The organism is Pseudomonas jessenii, from assembly GCF_002236115.1.
Lineage (GTDB): Bacteria > Pseudomonadota > Gammaproteobacteria > Pseudomonadales > Pseudomonadaceae > Aquipseudomonas > Aquipseudomonas jessenii.
Window position 1 is genome coordinate 37,685 of the sequence record NZ_NIWT01000010.1, and the last position, 23,030, is coordinate 60,714.

General features: G+C 59.6%; 23 protein-coding genes, 4 tRNA genes and 1 pseudogene. 13 read left to right on the top strand and 15 right to left on the bottom strand.

Annotated elements, in window-relative coordinates; all coding sequences use genetic code 11:
• Nucleotides 1–222: 222 nt before the first annotated feature.
• Nucleotides 223–642, bottom strand: a complete 420-nt coding sequence (locus PSJE_RS28605) for a pilin (RefSeq protein ID WP_057713264.1) — start codon at nucleotides 640–642, stop codon at nucleotides 223–225.
• 227 nt (nucleotides 643–869) lie between these two features.
• Here PSJE_RS28605 and PSJE_RS28610 point away from each other — a divergent pair, with 227 nt between their 5' ends.
• From PSJE_RS28610 to yacG, 4 genes are read left to right on the top strand one after another with little or no spacing between them, the layout of a single operon-like run.
• A complete protein-coding gene (locus PSJE_RS28610; RefSeq protein ID WP_090451452.1) occupies nucleotides 870–2,087 on the top strand; it encodes a type II secretion system F family protein in 1,218 nt (405 codons plus the stop codon).
• A gap of 1 nt (nucleotide 2,088) precedes the next feature.
• Entirely contained in the window at nucleotides 2,089–2,961 is an 873-nt protein-coding gene (locus tag PSJE_RS28615) for a prepilin peptidase (RefSeq protein ID WP_090451454.1), read from the top strand.
• Nucleotides 2,958–3,581: a dephospho-CoA kinase gene (coaE, locus tag PSJE_RS28620; RefSeq protein ID WP_046041800.1), complete on the top strand. Its 624-nt coding sequence runs from the start codon at nucleotides 2,958–2,960 to the stop codon at nucleotides 3,579–3,581. The genes PSJE_RS28615 and coaE overlap by 4 nt, the downstream gene beginning before the upstream one ends.
• Complete coding sequence (gene yacG, locus PSJE_RS28625) at nucleotides 3,578–3,778, top strand: DNA gyrase inhibitor YacG (protein ID WP_007970539.1); 201 nt, start codon at nucleotides 3,578–3,580, stop codon at nucleotides 3,776–3,778. Before coaE ends, yacG begins: the two co-directional genes overlap by 4 nt.
• Before the next feature lie 35 nt (nucleotides 3,779–3,813).
• Here the strand turns inward: yacG and PSJE_RS28630 are convergent, their stop codons facing one another.
• Nucleotides 3,814–4,503 (bottom strand): energy-coupling factor ABC transporter permease, encoded by a 690-nt coding sequence (locus PSJE_RS28630; RefSeq protein ID WP_007990394.1) that lies wholly within the window; start codon nucleotides 4,501–4,503, stop codon nucleotides 3,814–3,816.
• A 71-nt stretch (nucleotides 4,504–4,574) separates the two neighbouring features.
• Entirely contained in the window at nucleotides 4,575–5,507 is a 933-nt protein-coding gene (locus PSJE_RS28635; RefSeq protein ID WP_090451455.1) for a LysR family transcriptional regulator, read from the bottom strand.
• Between the two features lie 121 nt (nucleotides 5,508–5,628).
• On the opposite strand from PSJE_RS28635, the gene PSJE_RS28640 reads away from it, so the two are divergent.
• On the top strand, nucleotides 5,629–5,871 hold the full coding sequence (locus PSJE_RS28640; RefSeq protein ID WP_057713259.1) for a DUF2790 domain-containing protein: 243 nt from the start codon (nucleotides 5,629–5,631) through the stop codon (nucleotides 5,869–5,871).
• 9 nt (nucleotides 5,872–5,880) lie between these two features.
• Here PSJE_RS28640 and PSJE_RS28645 read toward each other — a convergent pair whose 3' ends face one another.
• From PSJE_RS28645 to PSJE_RS28655, 3 genes are read right to left on the bottom strand one after another with little or no spacing between them, the layout of a single operon-like run.
• Nucleotides 5,881–7,149, bottom strand: coding sequence for an OprD family porin (locus tag PSJE_RS28645; RefSeq protein ID WP_090451457.1), 1,269 nt, complete (start codon nucleotides 7,147–7,149; stop codon nucleotides 5,881–5,883).
• A 10-nt stretch (nucleotides 7,150–7,159) separates the two neighbouring features.
• Nucleotides 7,160–8,386, bottom strand: a complete 1,227-nt coding sequence (locus PSJE_RS28650) for a benzoate/H(+) symporter BenE family transporter (RefSeq protein WP_090451459.1) — start codon at nucleotides 8,384–8,386, stop codon at nucleotides 7,160–7,162.
• 3 nt (nucleotides 8,387–8,389) lie between these two features.
• Nucleotides 8,390–9,733, bottom strand: coding sequence for an aromatic acid/H+ symport family MFS transporter (locus tag PSJE_RS28655; protein WP_090451461.1), 1,344 nt, complete (start codon nucleotides 9,731–9,733; stop codon nucleotides 8,390–8,392).
• Between the two features lie 219 nt (nucleotides 9,734–9,952).
• Between PSJE_RS28655 and PSJE_RS28660 the strand changes: the two genes are divergently transcribed.
• Genes PSJE_RS28660 through PSJE_RS28675 form a run of 4 tightly spaced genes read left to right on the top strand, consistent with a single transcriptional unit; the run spans nucleotide 9,953 to nucleotide 12,689 of the window.
• The gene (locus tag PSJE_RS28660; RefSeq protein ID WP_007970534.1) at nucleotides 9,953–10,579 is read left to right on the top strand and encodes a DUF1780 domain-containing protein; all 627 of its coding nucleotides are present in this window, start codon (nucleotides 9,953–9,955) and stop codon (nucleotides 10,577–10,579) included.
• Nucleotides 10,576–11,103, top strand: a complete 528-nt coding sequence (locus PSJE_RS28665; RefSeq protein WP_090451463.1) for an MOSC domain-containing protein — start codon at nucleotides 10,576–10,578, stop codon at nucleotides 11,101–11,103. The genes PSJE_RS28660 and PSJE_RS28665 overlap by 4 nt, the downstream gene beginning before the upstream one ends.
• Nucleotides 11,104–11,156: 53 nt before the next feature.
• The gene (locus tag PSJE_RS28670; RefSeq protein ID WP_007970531.1) at nucleotides 11,157–11,330 is read left to right on the top strand and encodes a DUF3094 domain-containing protein; all 174 of its coding nucleotides are present in this window, start codon (nucleotides 11,157–11,159) and stop codon (nucleotides 11,328–11,330) included.
• 60 nt (nucleotides 11,331–11,390) lie between these two features.
• Nucleotides 11,391–12,689, top strand: a complete 1,299-nt coding sequence (locus tag PSJE_RS28675) for an NAD(P)/FAD-dependent oxidoreductase (protein WP_090451465.1) — start codon at nucleotides 11,391–11,393, stop codon at nucleotides 12,687–12,689.
• Nucleotides 12,690–12,866: 177 nt separating this feature from the next.
• Here PSJE_RS28675 and PSJE_RS28680 read toward each other — a convergent pair.
• The 7 genes from PSJE_RS28680 to rluD all read right to left on the bottom strand — a co-directional run bounded on the left by PSJE_RS28680 (nucleotide 12,867) and on the right by rluD (nucleotide 18,120).
• Nucleotides 12,867–12,943: transfer RNA gene (locus PSJE_RS28680), tRNA-Pro, on the bottom strand.
• Nucleotides 12,944–13,038: 95 nt separating this feature from the next.
• Nucleotides 13,039–13,114, bottom strand: a tRNA-Lys gene (locus PSJE_RS28685).
• A 5-nt stretch (nucleotides 13,115–13,119) separates the two neighbouring features.
• A tRNA-Pro gene (locus PSJE_RS28690) sits at nucleotides 13,120–13,196 on the bottom strand.
• 9 nt (nucleotides 13,197–13,205) lie between these two features.
• Nucleotides 13,206–13,281, bottom strand: a tRNA-Asn gene (locus PSJE_RS28695).
• A 300-nt stretch (nucleotides 13,282–13,581) separates the two neighbouring features.
• Nucleotides 13,582–16,146: an ATP-dependent chaperone ClpB gene (gene clpB / locus PSJE_RS28700; protein WP_057713253.1), complete on the bottom strand. Its 2,565-nt coding sequence runs from the start codon at nucleotides 16,144–16,146 to the stop codon at nucleotides 13,582–13,584.
• Nucleotides 16,147–16,441: 295 nt separating this feature from the next.
• The gene (gene pgeF, locus PSJE_RS28710; RefSeq protein WP_057713252.1) at nucleotides 16,442–17,161 is read right to left on the bottom strand and encodes a peptidoglycan editing factor PgeF; all 720 of its coding nucleotides are present in this window, start codon (nucleotides 17,159–17,161) and stop codon (nucleotides 16,442–16,444) included.
• Nucleotides 17,158–18,120, bottom strand: coding sequence for a 23S rRNA pseudouridine(1911/1915/1917) synthase RluD (rluD, locus tag PSJE_RS28715; RefSeq protein WP_008052092.1), 963 nt, complete (start codon nucleotides 18,118–18,120; stop codon nucleotides 17,158–17,160). The genes pgeF and rluD overlap by 4 nt, the downstream gene beginning before the upstream one ends.
• 151 nt (nucleotides 18,121–18,271) lie before the next feature.
• Between rluD and PSJE_RS28720 the strand changes: the two genes are divergently transcribed.
• From PSJE_RS28720 to PSJE_RS28735, 4 genes and pseudogenes are all read left to right on the top strand, one after another.
• Nucleotides 18,272–19,294, top strand: a complete 1,023-nt coding sequence (locus PSJE_RS28720; RefSeq protein ID WP_057713251.1) for an outer membrane protein assembly factor BamD — start codon at nucleotides 18,272–18,274, stop codon at nucleotides 19,292–19,294.
• A 125-nt stretch (nucleotides 19,295–19,419) separates the two neighbouring features.
• A complete protein-coding gene (locus PSJE_RS28725) occupies nucleotides 19,420–19,653 on the top strand; it encodes a PP0621 family protein (RefSeq protein ID WP_057713250.1) in 234 nt (77 codons plus the stop codon).
• Between the two features lie 41 nt (nucleotides 19,654–19,694).
• A pseudogene (locus PSJE_RS31985) lies at nucleotides 19,695–19,997 on the top strand (hypothetical protein); the annotation flags it as partial.
• On the top strand, nucleotides 19,994–21,331 hold the full coding sequence (locus PSJE_RS28735; protein WP_090451469.1) for a sigma-54-dependent transcriptional regulator: 1,338 nt from the start codon (nucleotides 19,994–19,996) through the stop codon (nucleotides 21,329–21,331). The pseudogene PSJE_RS31985 and the gene PSJE_RS28735, both read left to right, overlap by 4 nt.
• A 128-nt stretch (nucleotides 21,332–21,459) precedes the next feature.
• Here the strand turns inward: PSJE_RS28735 and thiO are convergent, their stop codons facing one another.
• The gene (gene thiO / locus PSJE_RS28740) at nucleotides 21,460–22,560 is read right to left on the bottom strand and encodes a glycine oxidase ThiO (protein ID WP_090451471.1); all 1,101 of its coding nucleotides are present in this window, start codon (nucleotides 22,558–22,560) and stop codon (nucleotides 21,460–21,462) included.
• 56 nt (nucleotides 22,561–22,616) lie between these two features.
• Nucleotides 22,617–23,018 (bottom strand): type IV pilin protein, encoded by a 402-nt coding sequence (locus tag PSJE_RS28745; RefSeq protein WP_090451473.1) that lies wholly within the window; start codon nucleotides 23,016–23,018, stop codon nucleotides 22,617–22,619.
• Nucleotides 23,019–23,030: the final 12 nt, after the last annotated feature.

Here is a 23,030-nt window from a genome sequence, read left to right on the forward strand (position 1 = left end):
CAACTTTGGAGAAGGAACTAAAACCTTATTAATCAATAAGTTACAAAACCAGCCAACTTTCGGAATCATGCAAAATGCACGAGAAGCACAAACACTGCATGCAAGTTGCGGGTTTATGGAAAGTTCCTAAGATGCTGAAATTTCTGAGCTTTATCTGCAACATTTGACGACGGGTCGACAAACAGGAAAATCCCCGCAAAAGCGGGGACTTGATTCAGCAATTCATGCCGCAGAACCGGAACACCCTTTAGGCAAGTAGTCCTCGGTAACGCTGCTCTTGCAGGACCAGCCTTTGGCTTCGTCCCGTGTCAGGGTGACGGTTTTGCCCTGGACCACCCCCGGGGCATTGTGCAACGTACAAACGATTGATCCCGCCCCCGGCGTTGTAGCCGTCACAGACAGGGCGCAATGGTTGGTCGATGTCTTGCCAGCGGGTGCCACGTTGGCAATTGTCGGCGTTTCCCCCTGACTGATCACATCCTCGAACGGCACCTTCATTGCAGTCAGCTCGGCCATCGCCGCCGTGACCTTGGCCCGCGCCTGGTACTTGGAATACATCGGCAGGCCCAGTGTTGCCAAGATCCCGATGATCGCTACCACGACGAGCAACTCGATCAGGGTAAAACCTTTCTGATAGTTCATGTACAAGCTCCATGCATGAGTCGAAGGCTCATGACCTGCCCCATGGCAGCACAGCCTGTGCCAAGGCCAGAAGCCCCTGTTGGCCGGGGGCGTGGTGTTCGCAAAGCCCTTACTTACTACCAAGATCAGTACTATCTGACGTTTTTTGTCACATCACCCTTGCGGGTTTGGCCCCATCCTTTGACTAGGCTATAAGAGCAATTCAATCGGAATACCCAGGACTGAACATGGCGGTCAAGGCAGCGAAAATCAGCGTGTATGCGTGGGAAGGCATCGACCGCAAAGGCACAAAAGTGACCGGCGAACTCAGCGCTCAAAACCCGGCGCTGATCAAGGCGAAACTGCGCAAGCAAGGCATCAGTCCGGGCAAGGTTCGCAAAAAAAACCATTCGGTTTTCAGCATGGGCAAGCGTATCAAGGCCCAGGACATTGCCCTGTTCACCCGGCAAATGGCGACGATGATGAAGGCCGGCGTGCCGTTGTTGCAGTCCTTCGACATCATCGGCGAGGGCTTCGACAATCCGGCCATGCGCAAGCTGGTGGACGAACTGAAACAGGAAGTTGCGGCAGGCAGCAGTTTCGCCGCCGCCCTGCGCAAGAAGCCCCGGTATTTCGATGAGCTGTATTGCAACCTGGTGGATGCCGGCGAGCAGGCCGGTGCCCTCGACACCCTATTGGAGCGGGTCGCGACCTACAAGGAAAAAAGCGAAAGCCTCAAGGCCAGGATCAGGAAAGCCATGACCTACCCGCTGGTGGTGGTGTTCGTCGCAGCGATTGTCACCGGGATCCTGCTGGTCAATGTCGTGCCGCAGTTCGAATCGGTGTTCAAAGGCTTTGGCGCCGAACTGCCGGCCTTCACCGTGATGGTCATCGGCCTGTCGCAATTCATGCAGGCCTGGTGGTGGGTGGTCCTTGGCGCGCTGATCACGATGACCTTCGGCGTACGCCACGCCCTCAGGACATCCCCGGCCTTGCGTGACCGGATGGACACCTGGCTGCTGAAACTGCCGCTGGTGGGCACCCTGATGCACAAGTCCGCCGTGGCCCGGTTCGCCCGTACTTTGTCGACCACTTTCGCTGCCGGCGTGCCGCTGGTGGAGGCTCTGGAATCAGTGGCCGGTGCGACCGGCAATAGCGTGTTCAAGCGCGCGGTATTGCGCATCCGGCAGGACATCTCGACCGGCATGCAATTGCATTTCGCCATGCGCACCTGCGGCGTCTTTCCGAACATGGCGATACAAATGACTGCAATCGGCGAAGAGTCCGGCACCCTGGACGCTATGCTCGACAAAGTCGCGGGGTTCTACGAAGACAACGTCGATAACATGGTCGATAACCTCACCAGCCTGATGGAGCCGTTCATCATGGTGGTGCTGGGTGTTATCGTCGGTGGACTGGTAGTTGCCATGTACCTGCCCATCTTCCAACTTGGCTCAGCGATCTGACATGCCCTTGAATGACATTCTGATTCACTCCGCGCTGGCCTTTGTCCTTCTCGCAGGCATCACCGGCCTGCTGGTCGGCAGTTTCCTCAATGTCGTGATCTGGCGCCTGCCGAAAATGCTCGAACGCGACTGGCGTGAGCAGGCCCATGACATTCTCGGGCTGCCAGGCGAAACGCCGCTGCCGACCTACAACCTGTTGCTGCCCCACTCCCAGTGCCCGCACTGCGGTCACCGCATCCGCGCCTGGGAAAACATCCCGCTGCTCAGTTATGTGTTTTTACGCGGCCGCTGTTCAGCCTGTGCGGCAGCGATCAGCCCGCGCTATCCGTTGACCGAACTGGCCTGCGGCCTGTTGTCGGCGTTTGTTGCCTGGCACTTCGGCTTCGGCTGGCCCGCCTGCCTGATGCTGGTCCTGAGCTGGGGTTTGCTGGCGATGAGCCTGATCGACGCCGAACATCAGATATTGCCGGACGTGCTGGTGCTGCCGTTGATATGGCTGGGGTTGATCGTCAACAGTTTCGGCCTGTTCGTGTCGTTGCACGAGGCGCTTTGGGGGGCGATAGCCGGCTACAGCCTGCTGTGGTCGGTGTTCTGGCTGTTCAAGCTGATCACGGGCAAGGACGGCATGGGCTACGGTGATTTCAAGTTGCTGGCGATGCTGGGCGCCTGGGGTGGCTGGCAGATTTTGCCGCTGACCATCCTGCTGTCCTCGCTGGTGGGGGCCATTATCGGGCTGATGCTGCTGCGCTGGCGCAATGCAAAAACCTCGACGCCGATCCCTTTCGGTCCCTATCTGGCCATTGCCGGCTGGATTGCGTTGCTCTGGGGTGGTCAAATAACCGACCTCTATTGGCAGTTTGTCGGTTTGAAATGAATAGCCCTGTGGAAAAACCCTGGATTCTCGGCCTGACCGGTGGCATCGGTAGCGGCAAAAGTGCGGCCGCCCAACACTTCATCGATCTGGGCGTGCATGTGGTCGACGCCGATCATGCCGCTCGCTGGGTCGTTGAACCCGGCCGCCCGGCACTGGCACAAATCGCCGAACACTTCGGCCCCGGCGTGTTGCAGGCCGACGGGCAACTGGACCGCGCCGCGCTACGCAAATTGATCTTCGAAGTGCCAGAGGAACGCCGCTGGCTGGAGGCCCTCCTGCATCCGCTGATCGGCGAAGAAATCGCTCACCACCTGGCGCTGGCAAAATCGCCTTATGCGATTCTGGTTTCGCCGCTGCTGATCGAGTCCGGGCAATACGCCATGACCCAACGGGTGCTGGTGATCGATGCCCCCGAACAATTGCAGATCGAACGTACCCTGCAACGTGACCAGACCAGCGAGCAGCAGGTCCAGGCGATCCTCAAGGCCCAGTCCAGTCGCCAGGATCGCGTGAGCCATGCCGACGACGTCGTGGTCAACGACCGCGACCTTGCCTGGCTGCACAGCGAGGTCGAACGCCTGCATCATTTTTACCTTTCTTTGCGTGGAGGCCAGTCATGAGCCAACCAACAACCGTCGAATGCCCAACCTGTGGCGCCCCCGTGGAATGGACCGCCGAGAGCAAATTCCGGCCATTCTGTTCCGACCGCTGCAAACTGATCGACCTGGGTGCCTGGGCGTCCGAAGAACACAAGATTCCAGTGGCTCCCGATGCCGAGGACGAGATGTTCAGCGGTGACTTCGACCCGCGCCATTGATCCATCGAGTGGGCGATTCCAGGTTTTGATGCAGATCAGGACTTGGGATCGTCGTCCTTCCAGGGAGCCGAGAGGTAGCGCGTGCGGTTGAACGTCTCAAGCCACTCCGGACAAAACACGACCAGCGCACTGACGATCATGCCGTTGATAAACGCTTCGGGAAAAATGATCAGCCATAGATATCCGACAAAATCTTCCAGCCAGTACGGCATGGCAAAACGCTCGTCGAACCATAACAACCAAAGCGCCAGCAGCAGACACAGCAACGCCGACAGCGCTGCGGCAAAAAATCCGGAAACGAAGATATACACGAAGGGATTTCGTGGCTGCGCCCTCTCCACCAGAATGGCGCAGCACTCGGTGACCAGCACCGGCAACGCAATCAACAGCGCGCCGTTGACCCCGACCGCCGCCAGGTCCTGTCGGCCGAGCAACACCAGCCCCGTTTGCGCCACCAGGCCACCTACCAGCGCCAGCGGCCAGTCCAGCAGTAGCGTCACTGCGGTCATGCCGATGAAGTGGTAAGACACGCCGGTATCAAAGTCGCGCCGCACCAGCCACAACAGAAACAGCGCAAACACCGTTCCAAACAGCAGATGCTGACGACGGCTGTCGGTGAACAGTTCAACCCACGGCGCGCGACAGATCGCCCAGATCAACACCGGCACATAGATCAGCCAGCCGACCGCAAGGGTTTGCGATGACAGCAACTCTGCACCGATCATGGCTACGTGCGCCTCCCAGGCGAAGAACAACAGGCACTCAGTCTACACTGCCGCCCGCATGCCCTTCGACTTCAAGCCCAATGCCGCGGATCGTTCATCACCGCGTCATGTTCGGCGAACAGCTTCGGCAGTTCAGACTTGAGAAAGTCCACCCAGGTGCGCACCTTGGCATCGAGAAAACGCCGCGAAGGATACAGCGCATACACATGGCGTTCGCGCAGGCGCCATGCAGGTAACACACGCAGCAAAGTACCGTCGCTCAAGGGCCCCGTCGCGGTGTAGAACGGCAGCAGGCTGATGCCCATGCCCGCCTCCGAGGCCTTGACCATCGACTCGGCAACATTGCACTGAAAGGTCTTGGCCGGGCTGACGGCGTGCTCGCCGTCCTGGTCCTGGAAAAGCCATTGATCGCCGTACAGCGGGTCGAGCATGCGCAGGCATTGATGATCGCTCAGCGCCAGCGGCTGCTGCGGCACACCCCGGCGTCGCAGATAGGCCGGGGAGGCACAGGGCACGCTGTAGATCTGCCCGATGGCTTGCGCAACCATTTGCGAATCGGCAAGTTCCGGAGCGATCGAAATCACCACATCGTGCCCCTCCTCCAGCGGATCGGGATTACGCTGCGACAAGGTCAGCTCGAACACCACATCGGGATAGAGCTCGCTGTAGCGGGCGATCAACGGCGTGAGCAGCACACCCAGGCCGTTCATGCTGTGCACCCGCAGGCGTCCGGCCGGATTGATATGAGCGCCACGGGCCTCGGCCGTCGCCTCATCCATGGCTTCGACGATTTGCCGGCTGCGCAGCAGGAAGCGTTCGCCGGCGTCGGTCAGGCTCAAGCGCCGCGTGGTGCGTTGCAGCAGCCGCGCCTGTACATGTTCCTCCAGATCCGCCACCAATCGGGATACCTGCGCGGTCGACAGATCCAGCGCATCGGCAGCCCCGGTGAAACTGGCGCAGTCCACCACCCGGATGAATACGCGCAAGTTGTTAAGCACATCCATAAGCCCCCCTCGGGCGATGACTGTTACGTTTTATGTAAGGCTGCATCCGCCGTTCGCCTCTTTATCCGTCGGTGGCAAAGACTAAAATTCAGACATCAAAACCGACACGGAGCACGCCAACATGAAAACGTTGATCAGCTTGTTGCTGACCGTCATCGCCACCTCGGCCATGGCCGCTGACAACGAGCCCCTCGCAGTCCTTTACAACCCGGCGCAGCCACTGGACATCGCCAAGGTGGTTTCAGTGTCCGACACCGCGACCGCGTGCGGGGTTGTACCGGCGACCATGGAGTATGTCGATCATCAAGGCCAGACCCACCGTGTGACCTACAACGTCATGGGTGATTGCACCAGCAACCTGTGATCACCGGGCTCACAGCAAGGTCCACGTGTAGCTGAGGATCAAGCGGTTCTCGTCGATATCACTGCGGTAGTTTGAACGCGCCATCGCATTGCGCACGCGAATGCCCAAACCTTTGAGGCTGCCGCTCTGCAACACATAGCCGATGTCCAGGTCACGTTCGCGATCCTTGCCCTCATAGCCCTTGCCGGTATCGACATTGTTGCCGCTGATGTAGCGCACGGTACTGGTCAGCCCCGGTACGCCTAGCGCTGCGAAGTCGTAGTCGTAGCGCGCCTGCCAGGAACGTTCATCGGTGAAGGCGAACTCATAGGTCGGCACTTCGTTGCCCAGCGGCGAGATGTTGGCAAATACCCGTGGAAATGCGCTGTCGCCGAACATGCCCTGATAGCCGACGTAAAACGTATGGCCGCCACGCTTGGCCGACAGCAACGAGAAGAACGCCTGGTTGTCGATATTGCCCAGCAGTTTTTTGCCGTCTTCGCGCGAATCGTAGTAACCGAGGTTGGCGCCGAGGATCCAGTTGCCCACTGGCTCACTGTGCTTTAAGCCCAGAAAACGCTGGTTGTAGATATCTTCCAGTTGCCCGTACCAGGCGCTGACCAAGCTGCGCTTGTCATTGAACGCATAATCAGCGCCGGCAAAATTGAAACCGTCACTGCTGACCTGACGCTGCGGCACGTGACCCAGCATCGCCTGCATCTTTTCGTCGCCAGCCTCGTTGCGCAGGCTGGTTGAACTCAAGTGACCACCCTGCAGCGTCAGGCCATTGATCTCGTTGGAGGTGATGCTTGCGCCCTGATAACTGGGTGGCAGCAGGCGAATATCGCTGAATGCCAACACCGGCAGGTTGGGTTGCAACTCACCGACTTTCAGCTCGGTTTTGGAGTAGCGCATCTTCAACGCGCCTTCCAGACGGCTGTAGTTGTCTGCCGCGCGGCCGTCGTCCTGCACCGGCAACAAACCGGTATTGGTCCGGTCCGGAGCGCTGTCGAGCTTGAGACCGAGCAAGCCGATAACGTCCACCCCAAACCCGACGGTGCCCTGGGTGTATCCGGACTTCACATTGAGGATGAAACCCTGGGCCCACTCTTCAGCCTTCGATTGCTGGTTGGCGCCGACGATGTCGGAATAGTCGCGGCTGAAGTAGTAATTGCGCGCCTGCAACGTCGCGCTGGTGTCTTCGATAAAGCCGGTTTCAGCTGCCATCGCCCCTGTGGAAAAACCCGAGACGACAGCCAGGGACAACGCAGAACCGGTTGTTGGGAGAATCTGTTTCATCGTTTTTCTCTTATTGTTTTTGATCGACTGGTTGAAGAACTTCAGTTGCAGTGGATTTGCGTAGGGGAACGGGACGACGGGCGCTCAACAGCACATGGGTGACCATGCCGAAAATCAGCCCCCAAAACGCCGCGGACAAACCGAACAACGACATGCCCGAAGCCGTGACCAGGAAGGTCACCAGCGCGGCTTCGCGATCGCTCGGTACCGCCATCGCGCCGGTCAACGCTCCGGCAATGGCAGCGAACAAGGCCAGCCCGGCCAGCGCCGCGATCAACTCTTTGGGGAACGCTGAAAACAGCGAGACCAGTGTGGCGCCGAAGATCCCCAGCAGCAGGTAGCACAGGCCGCCGACGACCCCGGCCACGTAGCGTTTGCGAGGATCTTCGTGAGCTTCGCGACCGGTGCAGATCGCCGCGGTGATCGCCGCCAGATTCAGCCCATGGCAACCAAACGGCGCCAGCAATGCGGTGCCCAGCGCGCTACTGGCGATGATCGGGCTCGCTGGCGTCGGATAGCCACTGGCGCGCAGCACCGCCATGCCGGGCACGAACTGACCGGTCAGCGCCACCATCACCAGCGGCAAGGCAATGTTCAGGATCGCGCCCAGACTGAACTCGGGCGTGATCCACACCGGCGTGGCCAGGCCGATCACCAGCGCTTCACGATGTAAATCACCGGTGAACGCGGCAATCGAACAGCCCATCAGCAGCACCATCATCACCGCATAACGCGGCATCACACGCTTGCAGATCAGGTAGCAGGCAAACATCGCCAGGACCAGCAACGGCTTGCGCTGCATCGACACGAACAAGCCAGTGCCGAAACTGAACAGGATCCCCGCCAGCATCGCCGCCGCGATGGCGGCGGGCAGCTTGCTGATGATCCGGTCGAACGCGCCTGAGATGCCAACCACGAAAATGATCAGGCTGCTGACCAGATACGCCCCCACCGCCTCTGCCATGGAGATGTCCGGCAACAGCGTCACCAGCAACGCCGAGCCCGGCGCCGACCAGGCGATGATCACCGGAACGCGGTAGCGCAGGCTCAAACCGATGCCGAGCACGGCGCTGCCGATGGAGATCGCCCAGATCCAGGACGACAACACTTCCCGCGAAAGATGTGCCGCTTCTGCCGCCTGAAAGATGATCACCAACGGGCCGGCGTAGGAAATTACCGTGGCAATGAATCCAGCCACGGCGGCTGACAACGAGAAGTCCTGGAAAAACGCTTTCATGATTCAGGCACCGGTCGCTGACAACGCTGGGTTGACGCCAGCGGCGCTGCGTCGGCTGCTGATGGCGAACACGGTCATGGCCAGGGTCGCCACCGCACCGGGCAAGGCAAACGCCATGAAGTTCAGTTGCAGGGGCAAGCTGATCCCGAGCAAGGCACCACCCAGCAGCGGACCGACGATGGCCCCGTTGCGCCCAATGCCCGACGCCCAGCCCAGACCGGTAGACCGAATCGTCATGGAGTAAAACTGCGCGGCACAGGCGTACAAAAGAATCTGCGAGCCAATGGTGGTGGCACCCGCAATGGCGATCAGCAAGTACAACACCGGCATCGGGCTGTTGAAGCCCAACAGCGTGATCGACACCGCCGCCATGGCGAAAAACACCGCCAGCACTCTCGGCAGATTGAGTTTGTCGCCCAGCACCCCGCCACCGACCGCGCCGAAGATCGCCCCGAAGTTCAACACCAGCAGGAACGACAGGCTCGAACCCAGGCTGTAACCGGCGTTGGCCATCAGTTTCGGCAGCCAGGAACTCAGCGCGTACACCATCAACAGGCAGCAGAAAAACGCCAGCCACAGCATCAGCGTGCGCAGCGCACGGCCTTCACGGAACAACTGCAACACCGGGGTGCCCGTGCCTTTCACTTCGGTCATGTGCAATTGATCAGAGGTTTGCGCGACGTAGGCCGGATCGATGCGCTGAAGAATATTGCGCGCCTCTTCATTACGCCCCTGACGCAACATGAAGCCCACCGATTCGGGCAGGAAATACATGATCAGCGGCAACAACAGCAACGGCAGGACCGCCACGTAAAACACCGACTGCCAGCCGAAACTCGGGATCAGCACAATGCCCAGTCCGGCGGACAGCATGCCGCCCACCGAGTAACCGCTGAACATGATCGCGACCAGAGTGCTGCGGATTTTTTTCGGCGCGTACTCGTTCATCAGTGCCACGACGTTAGGCATCACGCCGCCAATGCCGAGCCCGGCAATGAAGCGACAGAGGCCGAACTCGGTGGGGTTTCGGGCGAAACCATTGAGTACGGTGAAGCCACTGAAGAGCATCACGCAGATCGTGATGGCTTTTTTGCGACCGATCCTGTCCGACAGCGGACCGAAGAACAGCGCACCGAACATCATGCCGAACAGTGCATAACTGCCCAGTGCACCGGCTTGCAGAGGACTGAGCCCCCACTCTTTCATCAGCATCGGCAAGACCACGCCGTAGATCACCAGATCGTAACCGTCGAAGATGATGATCAGGGCACACCAGAACAGCACCATCCAGTGAAAGCGGTTGAAACGAGCGTTGTCGATAACCTCATGTACGTCGATCTTGCGCATGGCATATATCTCTTGTTGTTGTTTTTTTAGAGCGGCGGTAACACGGCTTACGTCCGTACAGCCGAGGGTAGAGCCGCCCGATACGTGGCAATATCCAGTGCGCGCAGATCACTATCCATTTTGTGCAGAGCCCTGAAACGGGCATGGGAGCGGGAGGCATTGACCCTCTCCGACAAATTGTCTTCTTTGCGATCACATTTGAACGCTAAGCTTGGGCCTATGGATGACTCAGATTACTTACGCCTGCTGACCATCGCGGCCGAGCAAGCCAACGCGTTCCTGTCCAATGCCCGCAAGTGGGAGCGTGAGCGTTGGGTCTGCCAGCGCCTGCTGCAAGGCTTGAACATTCCCTATCGCGCCGATGAGTTCGCCCCCGCCGGGGAGCCGCCGGATGTGTTGTTTCGCGATGCCAGTTTCGAGGTGTTCTTCGTGCTCGACGAGGGCCGGCGCCTCAACGATGAATGGCGCGACGAATTGCAACGCCGACGCAGCGCGTTTTCCCTGAGCCAACTGGTGCGCCGCGAGGCCAAGCCACGACGCATCCCCGCCAACGAGTTCTTGCTGCGATTGGCGCCGACCTTGCGCAAAAAAGCGCACAACTACAAAGAGCGCGGCATGGATCTGGGTGAATTGGACATCATTGCCTTCGCCAGCCTCAAACGCGAAGTGCTGGACCTCAACAGCCATTTCCCGCCGCCGACCGAATACCTGCGCCAGGGCTGGCGCTCACTGTCATTGGTTGGGCCGACATTCGCCCGCGTGCTGTTCGCTCACCCGGATGCGCCGGACTTCTTGCGCAGCAACCTGGGGCGCAGCATTGTGTTCGACGTCGGGATCAGTCTGTGAGCCCGCTGCAGGAGCTGATCGCCGAGGTGCCGCAACAAGGCCGTGTACGCTGGATCGGCGTGCGCCCGCAATCACGTTCGGCGATGCTTGCACTCGATGCCGTGGAAGCACGCCTGGAGGCCGGCCTGACCGGCGACCACGCCCGCCCCGGCGTGCGCAATGCGCGGCAGGTAACGCTGATTCAGTGGGAGCACCTGGCGGTGATCAGTTCACTGATGGGGCGAGCACAGGATCATCCGGTCCGGCCTGAAGATCTTCGGCGCAATCTCGTTATCAGTGGCATCAACCTGTTCAGCCTCAAGGGCCGCCGCTTCCGGATCGGCCAGGCAACGTTCGAGACCACCGGCTGGTGCCAGCCCTGCGCGCGCCTGGAAAGCAACCTGGGCATCGGCACCTTTCAGGCCGTGCGCGGACATGGCGGAATCACTGCCCGGGTGTTACAAAGCGGCATCATTCGCCTGGACGACATCGTTAGCGTCGAACCCATTGCGGACAGCGGCTATGCTGCGTTCAACCCTGGGTAAAAACACTGTAGCTTCTACACATTCAGCAACGTCTACTCCTGACGAGGCCCGATATGACCAGCCGCCTGAACCCCGACGACCAAAAGCATGTCGAAGAGTACCTGCAGTTGTCCCAGCACCAAGTCGAGCGCCGGCCTTTCCGGCCGTGGATGCTCCTTGTACTGGTATTGGCAGTGACCATTGGTCTGGGCCTGTTGAGCCGACTTATCAGTTACCTGACGCTATGAGCTGCCTTGCGCTCGCTCGGGTAATTGCACCGATTTCCTTTAGCCTTGCGAGTTATCCCCATGTCCCATCGTATTGTCATTGTCGGCGGCGGCGCCGGCGGTCTGGAGTTGGCTACCCGTCTGGGTAAGACTCTGGGCAAGCGCGGTACGGCCAGCGTGATGCTGGTCGACGCGAACCTGACCCACATCTGGAAACCGTTGTTGCACGAAGTGGCGGCCGGTTCCCTGAACTCTTCCGAAGACGAACTCAACTATGTCGCCCAGGCCAAATGGAACCACTTCGAGTTCCAGCTGGGGCGTATGAGCGGGCTCGATCGCGCGAAGAAAAAAATCCAGCTGGCCGCCACCTACGACGAAGCCGGTCTGGAGCTGGTGCCGGCCCGCGAAGTGCCTTACGACTCGCTGGTGATCTCCGTCGGCAGTACCACCAACGATTTCGGCACCCAGGGAGCGGCGCAACACTGCCTGTTCCTCGACACCCGCAAACAGGCCGAGCGTTTCCACCAGCAACTACTCAATCACTATTTGCGCGCGCACGCCGGTCAGACCGACACGATCGAGCAAATCAGCGTGGCCATCGTCGGCGCCGGTGCCACCGGGGTCGAACTGGCCGCAGAACTGCACAACGCCGCCCACGAATTGGCAGCCTATGGTCTGGACCGGATCAAACCGGAAAACATGCACATCACCCTGATCGAAGCCGGTCCACGGGTGCTGCCGGCGCTGCCGGAGCGCATTGGTGGGCCTGTGCATAAAACCCTGGAGAAACTCGGGGTCAATGTCATGACCAATGCCGCTGTCAGCGAAGTGACGGCCGACAGCCTGATCACCGCCGACGGCAACGAAATCAAGGCCAGCCTGAAAGTCTGGGCCGCAGGGATTCGCGCACCGGGTTTCCTCAAGGACATCGATGGCCTGGAAACCAACCGCATCAATCAGCTGCAAGTGCTGCCGACCCTGCAAACCACCCGTGACGAAAACATCTTCGCGTTCGGTGATTGCGCCGCCTGCCCGCAACCGGGTAGCGACCGCAATGTGCCGCCACGCGCCCAGGCCGCTCACCAACAGGCTTCGCTACTGGCCAAATCGTTGAAACTGCGCATCGAAGGCAAGGCGTTGCCGGAGTACAAGTACACCGACTACGGCTCGCTGATCTCGCTGTCGCGTTTTTCGGCTGTGGGTAACTTGATGGGCAACCTCACCGGCAGCGTGATGCTCGAAGGCTGGCTGGCGCGGATGTTCTACGTGTCGCTGTACCGCATGCACCAGATGGCGCTGTACGGGCCGTTCCGCACAGCGATGCTGATGCTGGGCAGCAAGATCGGTCGCGGCACCGAGCCGCGCCTCAAGTTGCACTAACACCTCAACCACTGTGGGAGCGAGCTTGCTCGCGATAGCGGTCTGGCATTCAGTACATGTGTTGAATGTCAGGCCGTCATCGCGAGCAAGCTCGTTCCCACACTGATTTTGCGGCGTTCTTGAGTTTCCTGCGGACAAAAAAAATCCCCGTATCTTTCGATACGAGGATTTTTAATATGGTCGGGGTAAGGGGATTCGAACTCCTGACATCCTGCTCCCAAAGCAGGCGCGCTACCGGACTGCGCTATACCCCGGTAAAAAAAAGGCACCTTTGAAAGGCGCCTTCTTCGATCAGCGCTTTTGGCCTCTGATCTTAAGATTCGATTCCAGCGCTAACTGGTTTCAAAAATGGTGGGTCGTGTGGGATTCGAACCTACGACCAATTGGTTAAAAGCCAACTGCTCTACCAACTGAGCTAACGACCCAAAAATGGTCGGGGTAAGGGGATTCGAACTCCTGACATCCTGCTCCCAAAGCAGGCGCGCTACCGGACTGCGCTATACCCCGGTTTGAAATTGGCTCCGTGACCAGGACTCGAACCTGGGACCCAATGATTAACAGTCATTTGCTCTACCGACTGAGCTATCACGGAACTACACATTTCAATTTACAACTTTGAAGCTTTACTGCGTTCTCTTCAACCCGTTCGCATCGCTGCGTTCGTGTGTCTGAGGCGCGCTATTCTACAATCTTCAGCACCTCTGTCAACCCCCTAAATTGCTTTCAAGTTAATGATTTGCAACTTATTTTGGATTCCTGCTTGGGGAGCGGAAACCCTGGCGGGTGACTTACTGCGGGGCGCACTTTACAAGCCTTTTCCTTTGAGTTCAACAGCCTAACGAAAAAAAGGCCTCGCAATGCGAGGCCTTTTCAATTTTGTTGCCGATCTGGATCAGACGAAGACGATTTCGTCGTTTTCCACCACGCCATGAGCGGTATCGCCCGGCATGAATCGACCAGACAGGATCAGCTGCGCCAGCGGGTTCTCGATCCAGCGCTGGATAGCGCGCTTGAGCGGCCGTGCGCCATATACCGGGTCGTAACCGACCGCGATCAGCTTGTCCATGGCTTCAGGGCTGAGTTCAAGCTTCAGCTCACGCTCGGTCAGGCGGCTGCGCAGACGGCCCAGCTGGATCTCGGTAATGCCGGCGATCTGATCCCGCGCCAACGGCTCGAAGATCACCACTTCGTCGACCCGGTTGATGAACTCCGGCCGGAAGTGGCTGGAAATCGCATCCATCACCGCCGCGCGCTGCGCCTCACGGTCACCGACCAGTTCCTGGATCTGTACCGACCCCAGGTTGGAGGTCATGACAATCACGGTATTCTTGAAGTCCACCGTGCGGCCATGGCTGTCGGTCAGACGACCATCCTCGAGCACTTGCAGCAAGATGTTGAACACATCCGGGTGCGCCTTCTCGACTTCGTCCATGAGGATCACCGAATACGGCTTGCGACGAACGGCCTCGGTCAGGTAACCGCCCTCTTCGTAGCCCACATAGCCTGGTGGCGCACCGATCAAGCGAGCCACGGAATGTTTCTCCATGAACTCGGACATGTCGATCCGCACCATCGCCTCTTCAGTATCAAAGAGGAATTCGGCCAGGGCCTTGCACAGCTCGGTTTTACCGACACCGGTCGGGCCGAGGAACATGAACGAGCCGCTTGGCCGGTTCGGGTCGGACAACCCGGCGCGGGAACGCCGCACCGCATTGGAAACCGCAACGACCGCTTCGTCCTGGCCGATCACACGCTGGTGCAACAGGCTTTCCATCTTCATCAGTTTTTCGCGCTCGCCTTCGAGCATTTTCGACACTGGAATACCGGTCCACTTCGAAACGACTTCGGCGATCTCTTCCTCAGTCACCTTGCTGCGCAGCAGCTGGTTTTCGGGTTTGCCATGCTGGTCGACCATTTGCAGGCTGCGTTCCAGGTCCGGGATCACCCCGTACTGCAACTCCGCCATGCGGTTCAGGTCGCCTTTGCGGCGGGCCGTTTCCAGCTCCTGACGGGACTGCTCGATTTTCTGTTGGATCTGCGCAGAACCCTGGACTTCGGCTTTTTCCGAGTTCCAGATTTCTTCGAGATCCGAGTACTCACGCTCTAGACGTGCGATTTCTTCCTGCAATTTTTCCAGACGCTTCTTCGCCGCGTCGTCGCTTTCTTTCTTCAGCGCCTGGGATTCCACCTTCAACTGAATCAGGCGACGCTCCAGACGATCCAGCACTTCCGGCTTGGAGTCGATCTCCATGCGGATGCGGCTGGCGGCTTCATCGATCAGGTCGATGGCCTTGTCCGGCAACTGCCGGTCAGTGATGTAGCGATGGCTGAGCTTGGCCGCGGCAATGATCGCACCGTCGGTAATCGCCACCTTGTGGTGAACCTCATAACGCTCCTTGAGACCACGCAGGATGGCGATGGTGTCTTCTTCGCTCGGCTCATCCACCAGCACTTTCTGGAAACGTCGCTCGAGAGCGGCGTCCTTCTCAATGTATTGGCGGTACTCGTTGAGCGTGGTGGCGCCCACACAGTGCAGCTCACCGCGGGCCAGGGCCGGCTTGAGCATGTTGCCCGCATCCATCGAGCCTTCGCCCTTGCCGGCGCCGACCATGGTGTGCAGTTCGTCGATGAACAGGATGATCTGCCCTTCCTGCTTCGACAGCTCATTGAGCAGGGATTTCAGGCGTTCTTCGAACTCACCGCGATACTTGGCACCGGCGATCAGCGCCCCCATGTCCAGGGACAACAAGCGCTTGCCCTTGAGGCCATCCGGCACTTCGCCATTGATGATGCGCTGGGCCAGGCCTTCGGCGATGGCGGTTTTACCCACGCCAGGCTCACCGATCAGCACCGGGTTGTTCTTGGTACGACGTTGCAGCACCTGGATGGTCCGGCGAATTTCATCGTCACGGCCGATCACCGGGTCGAGCTTGCCGTCTTCGGCGCGCTTGGTCAGGTCGACGGTGTATTTATCCAGCGCCTGACGCGACTCTTCGTGGTTGGCGTCGTTTACCGCTTCGCCGCCACGCAGGTTGTTGATCGCATTTTCCAGGGCTTTCTTGCTCACGCCCTGGCCGAGCAACAGCTTGCCGAGCTTGCTGTTCTCGTCCATGGCGGCGAGCAGCACCAGCTCGCTGGAGATGAACTGGTCCCCCTTCTGCTGGGCCAGACGGTCGGCCTGGTTGAGCAGGCGCGCCAGATCCTGCGACATGTTCACGTCGCCGGTCGGGTTCTGGATTTTCGGTAGCTGGTCGAGCTCTTTGGTCAGCTCTTTACGCAGGCTGTTGACGTCGAAGCCCACCTGCATCAACAGGGGCTTGATCGAACCGCCCTGCTGTTCGAGCAAGGCTTGCATCAAGTGCGCCGGCTCGATGGCCGGATGATCGAGGCCGACTGCCAGGGATTGGGCATCGGACAACGCTAACTGCAATTTGCTGGTTAAACGGTCTATACGCATGGGTCACCTTCCTTTTGAGCAGGCCGGACCTATAAAACATCCTGAATGAAGAAACCTGCCAGATACCACAATAGATGTGGTCGATTCTGGGAGTTTCAAGCGTCGGGACGTTGATGCAGGTCAGGCAAGTCTAGCGGTCGCGCCCTGCCTTACGAATACGTTCCTCTTTGGCGAGTGGCTGTTGTCGTCAGGCAAGGCGCCGCGACGAGTCATAGCCCGCTATGGCGAGGAGCGGCAACGCAGCATGACGGCAACAGACGCCGTCAAAGAGGAACAGTATTCGTGAGACAGGGCGCTACAGCCAGATCAGGGAGGCGAATCGGCCAGTGCGGGGCGCACGGCGGTAAGAAAAGAAGCGAGGATCGGTCACGGTGCAGAAACCGCCACCATAGACAGCCGTTACACCGCGAGCCGCCAGACGCAAACGCGCCAGCATATAGATGTCAGCCATGAACTTGCCGGGGTTTTGACTTGGCACGAAGGCTTCTGCGGCTTGAGGCAGTTGCTGCACGAAGGTTTCGCGCACTTCGGAGCCAACTTCAAACGCTTGTGGACCAATGGCCGGACCGAGCCACACCAATACCTCGGCAGGCGGTACCGCCAGACTGTCGAGCGTAGCTTCCAGCACACCCGCCGCCAACCCGCGCCAACCGGCATGAGCTGCCGCGACGCGAGTACCGGCACGGTCGCAAAACAGCGCAGGCAGGCAATCGGCGGTCATCGCCGCGCAGGCGACGCCCGGCGTTGATGTCCAACTGGCATCGGCAGTGTCCACCCGGCCTGGATTGGCATGGGCCACGACAATCCCGTGGACCTGCTGCAGCCAGGCCGGTTGAATGGAGAAATGATCGGTCAGACGACGGCGATTCTCGGCAACAGCTTCAGGGCTGTCGTCGACGTGATCGCCGAGATTGAGGCTGTCGAACGGCGCCACACTGACGCCGCCCGCACGGGTGGTCACACAGGCTTTCACCCCGGCCGGCGCGGGCCAGTCAGGAATCAGCCAGTCACTCATCCGATGAACGCCTCACGGTCTTGCTTGAGCAGGGTCAGCAACCAGACGAAATCTTCCGGCAATGGCGATTCCCAGCTCATGCGCTGACCGGTGGTCGGATGATCCAGTTCCAGGAAACGCGCATGCAGCGCCTGACGCGGGAAGTTTTTCAGCGACTCGACCATGGTTGGGTTGGCGGCCGGCGGAATACGGAAACGACCGCCATAGGCAGGATCTCCGACCAACGGATAGTTGATGTGCGCCATGTGCACGCGAATCTGGTGCGTACGACCGGTTTCCAGCTTCACCCGCACATGGGTGTGGGAGCGGAAGCGTTCGAGCACGCGGTAATGGCTGACGGCTTGCTTGCCACCCTCCATCACGGCCATGCGCTGGCGTTGCTGGCCGTGACGACCGATCGGCGCGTTGATCTTGCCACCGGCTGTCACCACACCGATCACGATGCACTCGTAGATCCGGCTGACGCTGCGGCTCTGCAACTGTGTAACCAGTTGCGTCTGCGCTTGAATGGTCTTGGCCACCACCATCAGACCGGTGGTGTCCTTGTCCAGGCGATGCACGATACCGGCGCGGGGCACATTGATGATGTCCGGCACGTGGTGCAGCAAGGCATTGAGCAAGGTGCCGTCGGCATGACCGGCAGCCGGGTGCACCACCAGGCCCGCAGGCTTGTTGATCACCAGGATGTCGTCGTCTTCATAGACGATATCCAGGGCTATGTCTTGAGCGACCCATTCGCCCTGAGCTTCCTGCTCGGCAGTCAACTCAAGGATGGCGCCGCCGTGGACGATGTCTCGCGGGCGGATAACCGCCCCATCCACAGTCAGGCGGCCGTCTTTGATCCAGGCGGAAAGGCGCGAGCGCGAGTGCTCAGCGAATAATTGTGCGGCGACTTGATCGAGGCGTTGGCCGCCCAATTCGGACGGCACCTCTGCGCGAAGTTCAATTTTATCGGACATGCTCAGACTAGGCGTCGGCACAGCCTTTGGTTTCGGCTGCGCGCTTGTGGTTAAATACGGCGTCTTTTGCCCCGAGGCTATTCAACGGGGCGCTCATCATAACAGGACGGCCACGCCCAAGACAGCGGCCGTCATAGGGACGCAAGCCGCCATGCAAGTGAAACACCTGCTGCTGATCGCCATCCTCGCATTGACCGCTGCTTGCTCATCGAAGGAAGTCGTAGACGAAAACCTCAGTGAAGTCGAGCTGTACCAACAGGCTCAAAATGACCTGGACAACAGTAGCTACACCAGTGCCATCGCCAAGCTGAAGGCTCTGGAATCGCGTTATCCGTTCGGTCGCTATGCCGATCAGGCGCAACTCGAACTCATCTACGCCAACTACAAGAACACCGAGCCAGAAGCGGCCAAGTCCGCTGCGGAACGCTTCATTCGTCTGCACCCACAGCATCCGAACGTCGATTATGCCTACTACCTCAAAGGCCTGACTTCTTTCGACCAGGACGTCGGCCTGCTGGCGCGTTTCCTGCCGCTGGACATGACCAAGCGTGACCCGGGCGCCGCCCGCGACTCCTATAACGAGTTCGCCCAGCTGACCAGCCGCTTCCCGAACAGCCGTTACGCACCGGATGCCAAGCAGCGCATGATCTATCTGCGCAACCTGCTGGCGGCCTACGAAATTCACGTGGCCGACTACTACCTGACCCGTCAGGCCTATGTCGCCGCCGCGAACCGCGGTCGTTACGTGGTGGAAAACTTCCAGGAAACCCCTTCGGTCGGCGACGGCCTGGCGGTGATGACCGAGGCCTACCAGCGCCTGCACCTGGACGAACTGGCTGCCACCAGCCTGGAAACCCTGAAGCTCAACTACCCGAACCACCCGACGCTGGTGGACGGCCAGTTCGTACCGACCGTCGCCGAAGCGGACAACCGTTCATGGCTGAGCAAGGCGACCCTGGGCCTGATCGAGTCCCGTCCGCCGCTGCCACCAGGCGAAACCCGCGCCAACCAGGACGTACAGAGGCAGTTCCAGGACGCCAAGGACGCCATCCCGAGCGAGCTCAAGCCTAAAGACGACAATGGCGACGCGATCGAAGAAGAAAATCACGAAGCGGAAGGCAACAACAGTGACCGCTCGTGGTTCAGCTACATGACCTTCGGCGTGTTCGACTGACACCCCGGGTTGTGCAAAAAGGGAGACTTTCGAGTCTCCCTTTTTTATTTCGGCGCTTTATTACACTGTGCGCCTGTCAGGTCCTTGGCTAAACTGCCGCTTCATCAATCAAAAAGCAGCTCACCATGCTTCGTTTATTGTTCTGGATTGCCCTGATTGCCGCTGCAGTGTGGTTCTGGCGCAAGTTCAAGGGTCAGGCTTCCACCCCCAGGCCCCCTGCCGAGCGGGACGCGGCGCCCATGGTCCGTTGCGCCCATTGTGGCGTCCACCTGCCCCGCGACCGCGCGCTGAGCCTCGACCAACGTTGGTATTGCAGCCAGGCTCACCTCGAGCAAGACAAGGATTCCAGCGGCCGCTGACACGTCACCTAGCGGCCGATTAAGGACTATCGCGCGTACCCAAGGAACTGAAAGGCGCAGATCGACGTCTGACACAGATTATTCAAGACCTCTCTCTGCGAATGAACCGGGTAATCGAAAACGTCCTGCACCTGCAGCGCCGCGAGCAAATGTCGCCGCTACGGCTCGAGCTGAAATCACTGGAAATACTCGAAAATGAAGCCCCAGCCCGCCATATCAAGGGCCTGGGGCTTTATCTGTCCGGCCAGCCGGGCGAAAGCATTCTGTCCCGCCTAGACTTCAAGGCACGCCAGGAAAGCGGCTGCGTTTGCATGACCTTTGCTCTCGGACGGAACCCACGTTGAACACCAGACCACGACAAAAAGTCTTGATTGTCGATGACGAACCGGACATTCGCGAACTCCTGGAAATCACCCTGGGAAGGATGAAGCTGGAGACGTTCAACGCCCGCAACGTCGGCGAAGCGCAATCCCTGCTCAAACGCGAAACCTTCGATCTATGCCTGACCGACATGCAGTTGCCGGACGGTACCGGCCTGGAGCTGGTGCAGCACATCCAGCAACGCCACCCCCGGGTCCAGGTGGCGATGATCACCGCCTATGACAGTCTCGAAAACGCGATCAGTGTGCTCAAGGCCGGGGCATTCGACTTCCTGACCAAACCGGTGGACCTTACGCGTCTGCGTGAGCTGGTCACCAGCGCCCTGCTGGTTCCTGCCCGCGGGGTCGGCATCGATCGTCGCTTGCTGGGCGACTCATTGCCCATGCGCAACCTGCGCAAACACATCACCAAACTGGCCGGCAGCCATGCGACGGTATACATCAGCGGCGAGTCCGGCAGCGGCAAGGAGTTGGTCGCGCGCCTGATCCACGATCAAAGCCCTCGCGCCAATCAGCCGTTCATTGCGATCAACTGCGCGGCGATTCCCTCGGAACTGTTGGAGAGCGAGTTTTTCGGCCATCGCAAAGGCAGTTTCAGCGGCGCCATCGAAGACAAACCCGGCCTGTTCCAGACAGCTCACGGCGGCACCCTGCTGCTCGACGAAGTCGCCGACCTGCCGCTGTCCATGCAAGTCAAATTGCTGCGCGCGATTCAGGAGAAATCCGTACGCTGCGTTGGCGGGCAGCAGGAAGTGGCGGTGGATGTGCGCATTCTCTGCGCCACGCACAAGGACCTTGGTACCGAAGTCGCCGCCGGACGATTTCGTCATGATCTTTACTACCGTTTGAACGTGATCGAACTCCGGGTGCCGCCCTTGCGCGAGCGCCGTGATGACATCGAAATGCTAGCCAGCCACATTCTCAAGCGTCTGGCCGCCGATACCGGTCAACCTGCGGCGAGACTCCACCCCCTAGCCCTCGATGCGCTGAAGAGCTATCGCTTCCCGGGCAATGTGCGGGAACTGGAAAACATGCTCGAACGGGCGCACACCTTGTGTGAGAACAAACAGATCGAAGCCGGTGACCTGCGCCTGGCTGAAGGCAACTGTGGGGCTGAGGGTGGCGTGCCGGACCTGACCCGGATCGACAATCTGGAAGCCTACCTGGAAAACATCGAACGCCAACTACTGCTCCAGGCCCTGGAGGAAACCCGCTGGAACCGCACGGCGGCGGCTCAGCGGTTGAACCTGTCATTCAGGTCGATGCGCTATAGGCTCAAGAAATTTGGATTGGATTGAGGCCCTTATCGCGAGCAAGCCGCTCCCACAGGGTCATTGGTGAACACAACAACTGCGAACACCTCAGAACCATTGCAGGAGCGAACTTGCTCGCGATAACGACCGGGTAAACGACTGCGATCCAGCAGTCAGAGCCGCCCGGCAGGCGCATAAGGCGCCGGATCGATAATCGGCGCACGGCCCAGCATTACATCGGCAAACAGCTGGCATGACGCTGGCGCCAGCACCAGCCCGTTTCGGTAATGTCCGCAGTTGAGCCAGAGCCCATCAAAACCCGGCACCGGGCCGATGTAGGGAATGCCCTCGGGTGATCCCGGGCGCAATCCGGCCCAATGCCCCACCACTTCGGCATCGGCCAGCGCCGGGATCAATTCCACCGCGGACGCCTTCAGGCTTTCCAGTGCCGACCCGGTCGGCGTCTTGTCAAAGCCTTCATGCTCCAGCGTACTGCCGATCAGTATGTGCCCGTCGCGCCGGGGAATCGCATAGCGGCCCTTGGCCAGGACCATGCTCGGCAGGAAATCCGCCGCACACTTGTAGAGAATCATCTGCCCTTTCACAGGCTCGACCGGCAGCGTCAGATCAAGAAGCTTGAGCAAATCACCGCTCCAGGCCCCCGCCGTCAGGACGACTTGATCGCCCGGAACAGTACCTGTGGAGGTCTGCACGCCGACCACTTTATTGCCCTCACGAACAAACCCGCTGACTTCGCACTGCTCATGGATCGTCACGTTCGGCAACGCCAGCAATGCAGCCTTGAGTGACTTCACCAGACGCGGATTACGCACATTGGCGACGTCGGCCATGTAGATCGCCCGGGAAAAACCGCTGCCCAGCACCGGCACGGCGTCGTGTGCTGCCGAAATATCCACCGCGCTAAGCGGGCGATTTTCCCGGACAGCCCAAGCCAGCGCTTCAGCCTCGTCATCCAGATCCAGCCAGTACAGACCGGTGGTGTGCACTTCAGGATCAACGCCAGTGGCGGCAAACAAGCGCTCGCCCAGCTGTGGATAAAAGTCCTGGGACCAGTGAGCCAACGCGGTGACCGCCGGGCTGTAGCGCCACGGGTAAAGCGGCGACACGATGCCGCCGCCGGCCCAGGACGATTCCTGGCCGACACTCGAGCGATCCAGCAGCACAACGCTTTGCACTTCGGAGGCGAGATTGAAGGCCGTCAGCAAACCAATCACCCCACCGCCGACAATCACCACTTGCTGTTGCCTGGTCATGTTCTGATCCAATCGTTGAATAGACAGAGGGTACAAAGGGCACCCGAAATAGAAACTCAGCGCCCCCAGCAGTCTTTGCTGGTCAGGCCGGATTTCGCGTTGACCATACCGAGCACACCGGTGTTGGTGATGGTCAGATCACCGCACTTGTCAAAGGCCATGCTCGAGTCAGCCTTGCGCACCGCCGTCAGCAGAAAGGTCTGGTCGGTCAGGGTCGGTGTGATGCTGTAGTAATCATTGCCGGCACTGAGGCCCGTCGCATCGGTGTAGGCATTTTTCTGCGAGTAGAAGCGCTCCAGGAGCTGCGCCTGCTCCGAGAGCAGACCGGCTACTTCTGCGCGACGGCCCTTGTTCAGGTATTCGGTGAAACTCGGGGCAGCAATGGTCATGACAATACCGATGATCGCAATCACGATCATGATTTCGATCAGGGTAAAACCGCGGTTGGAACTACGCATGCCTCAATTCTC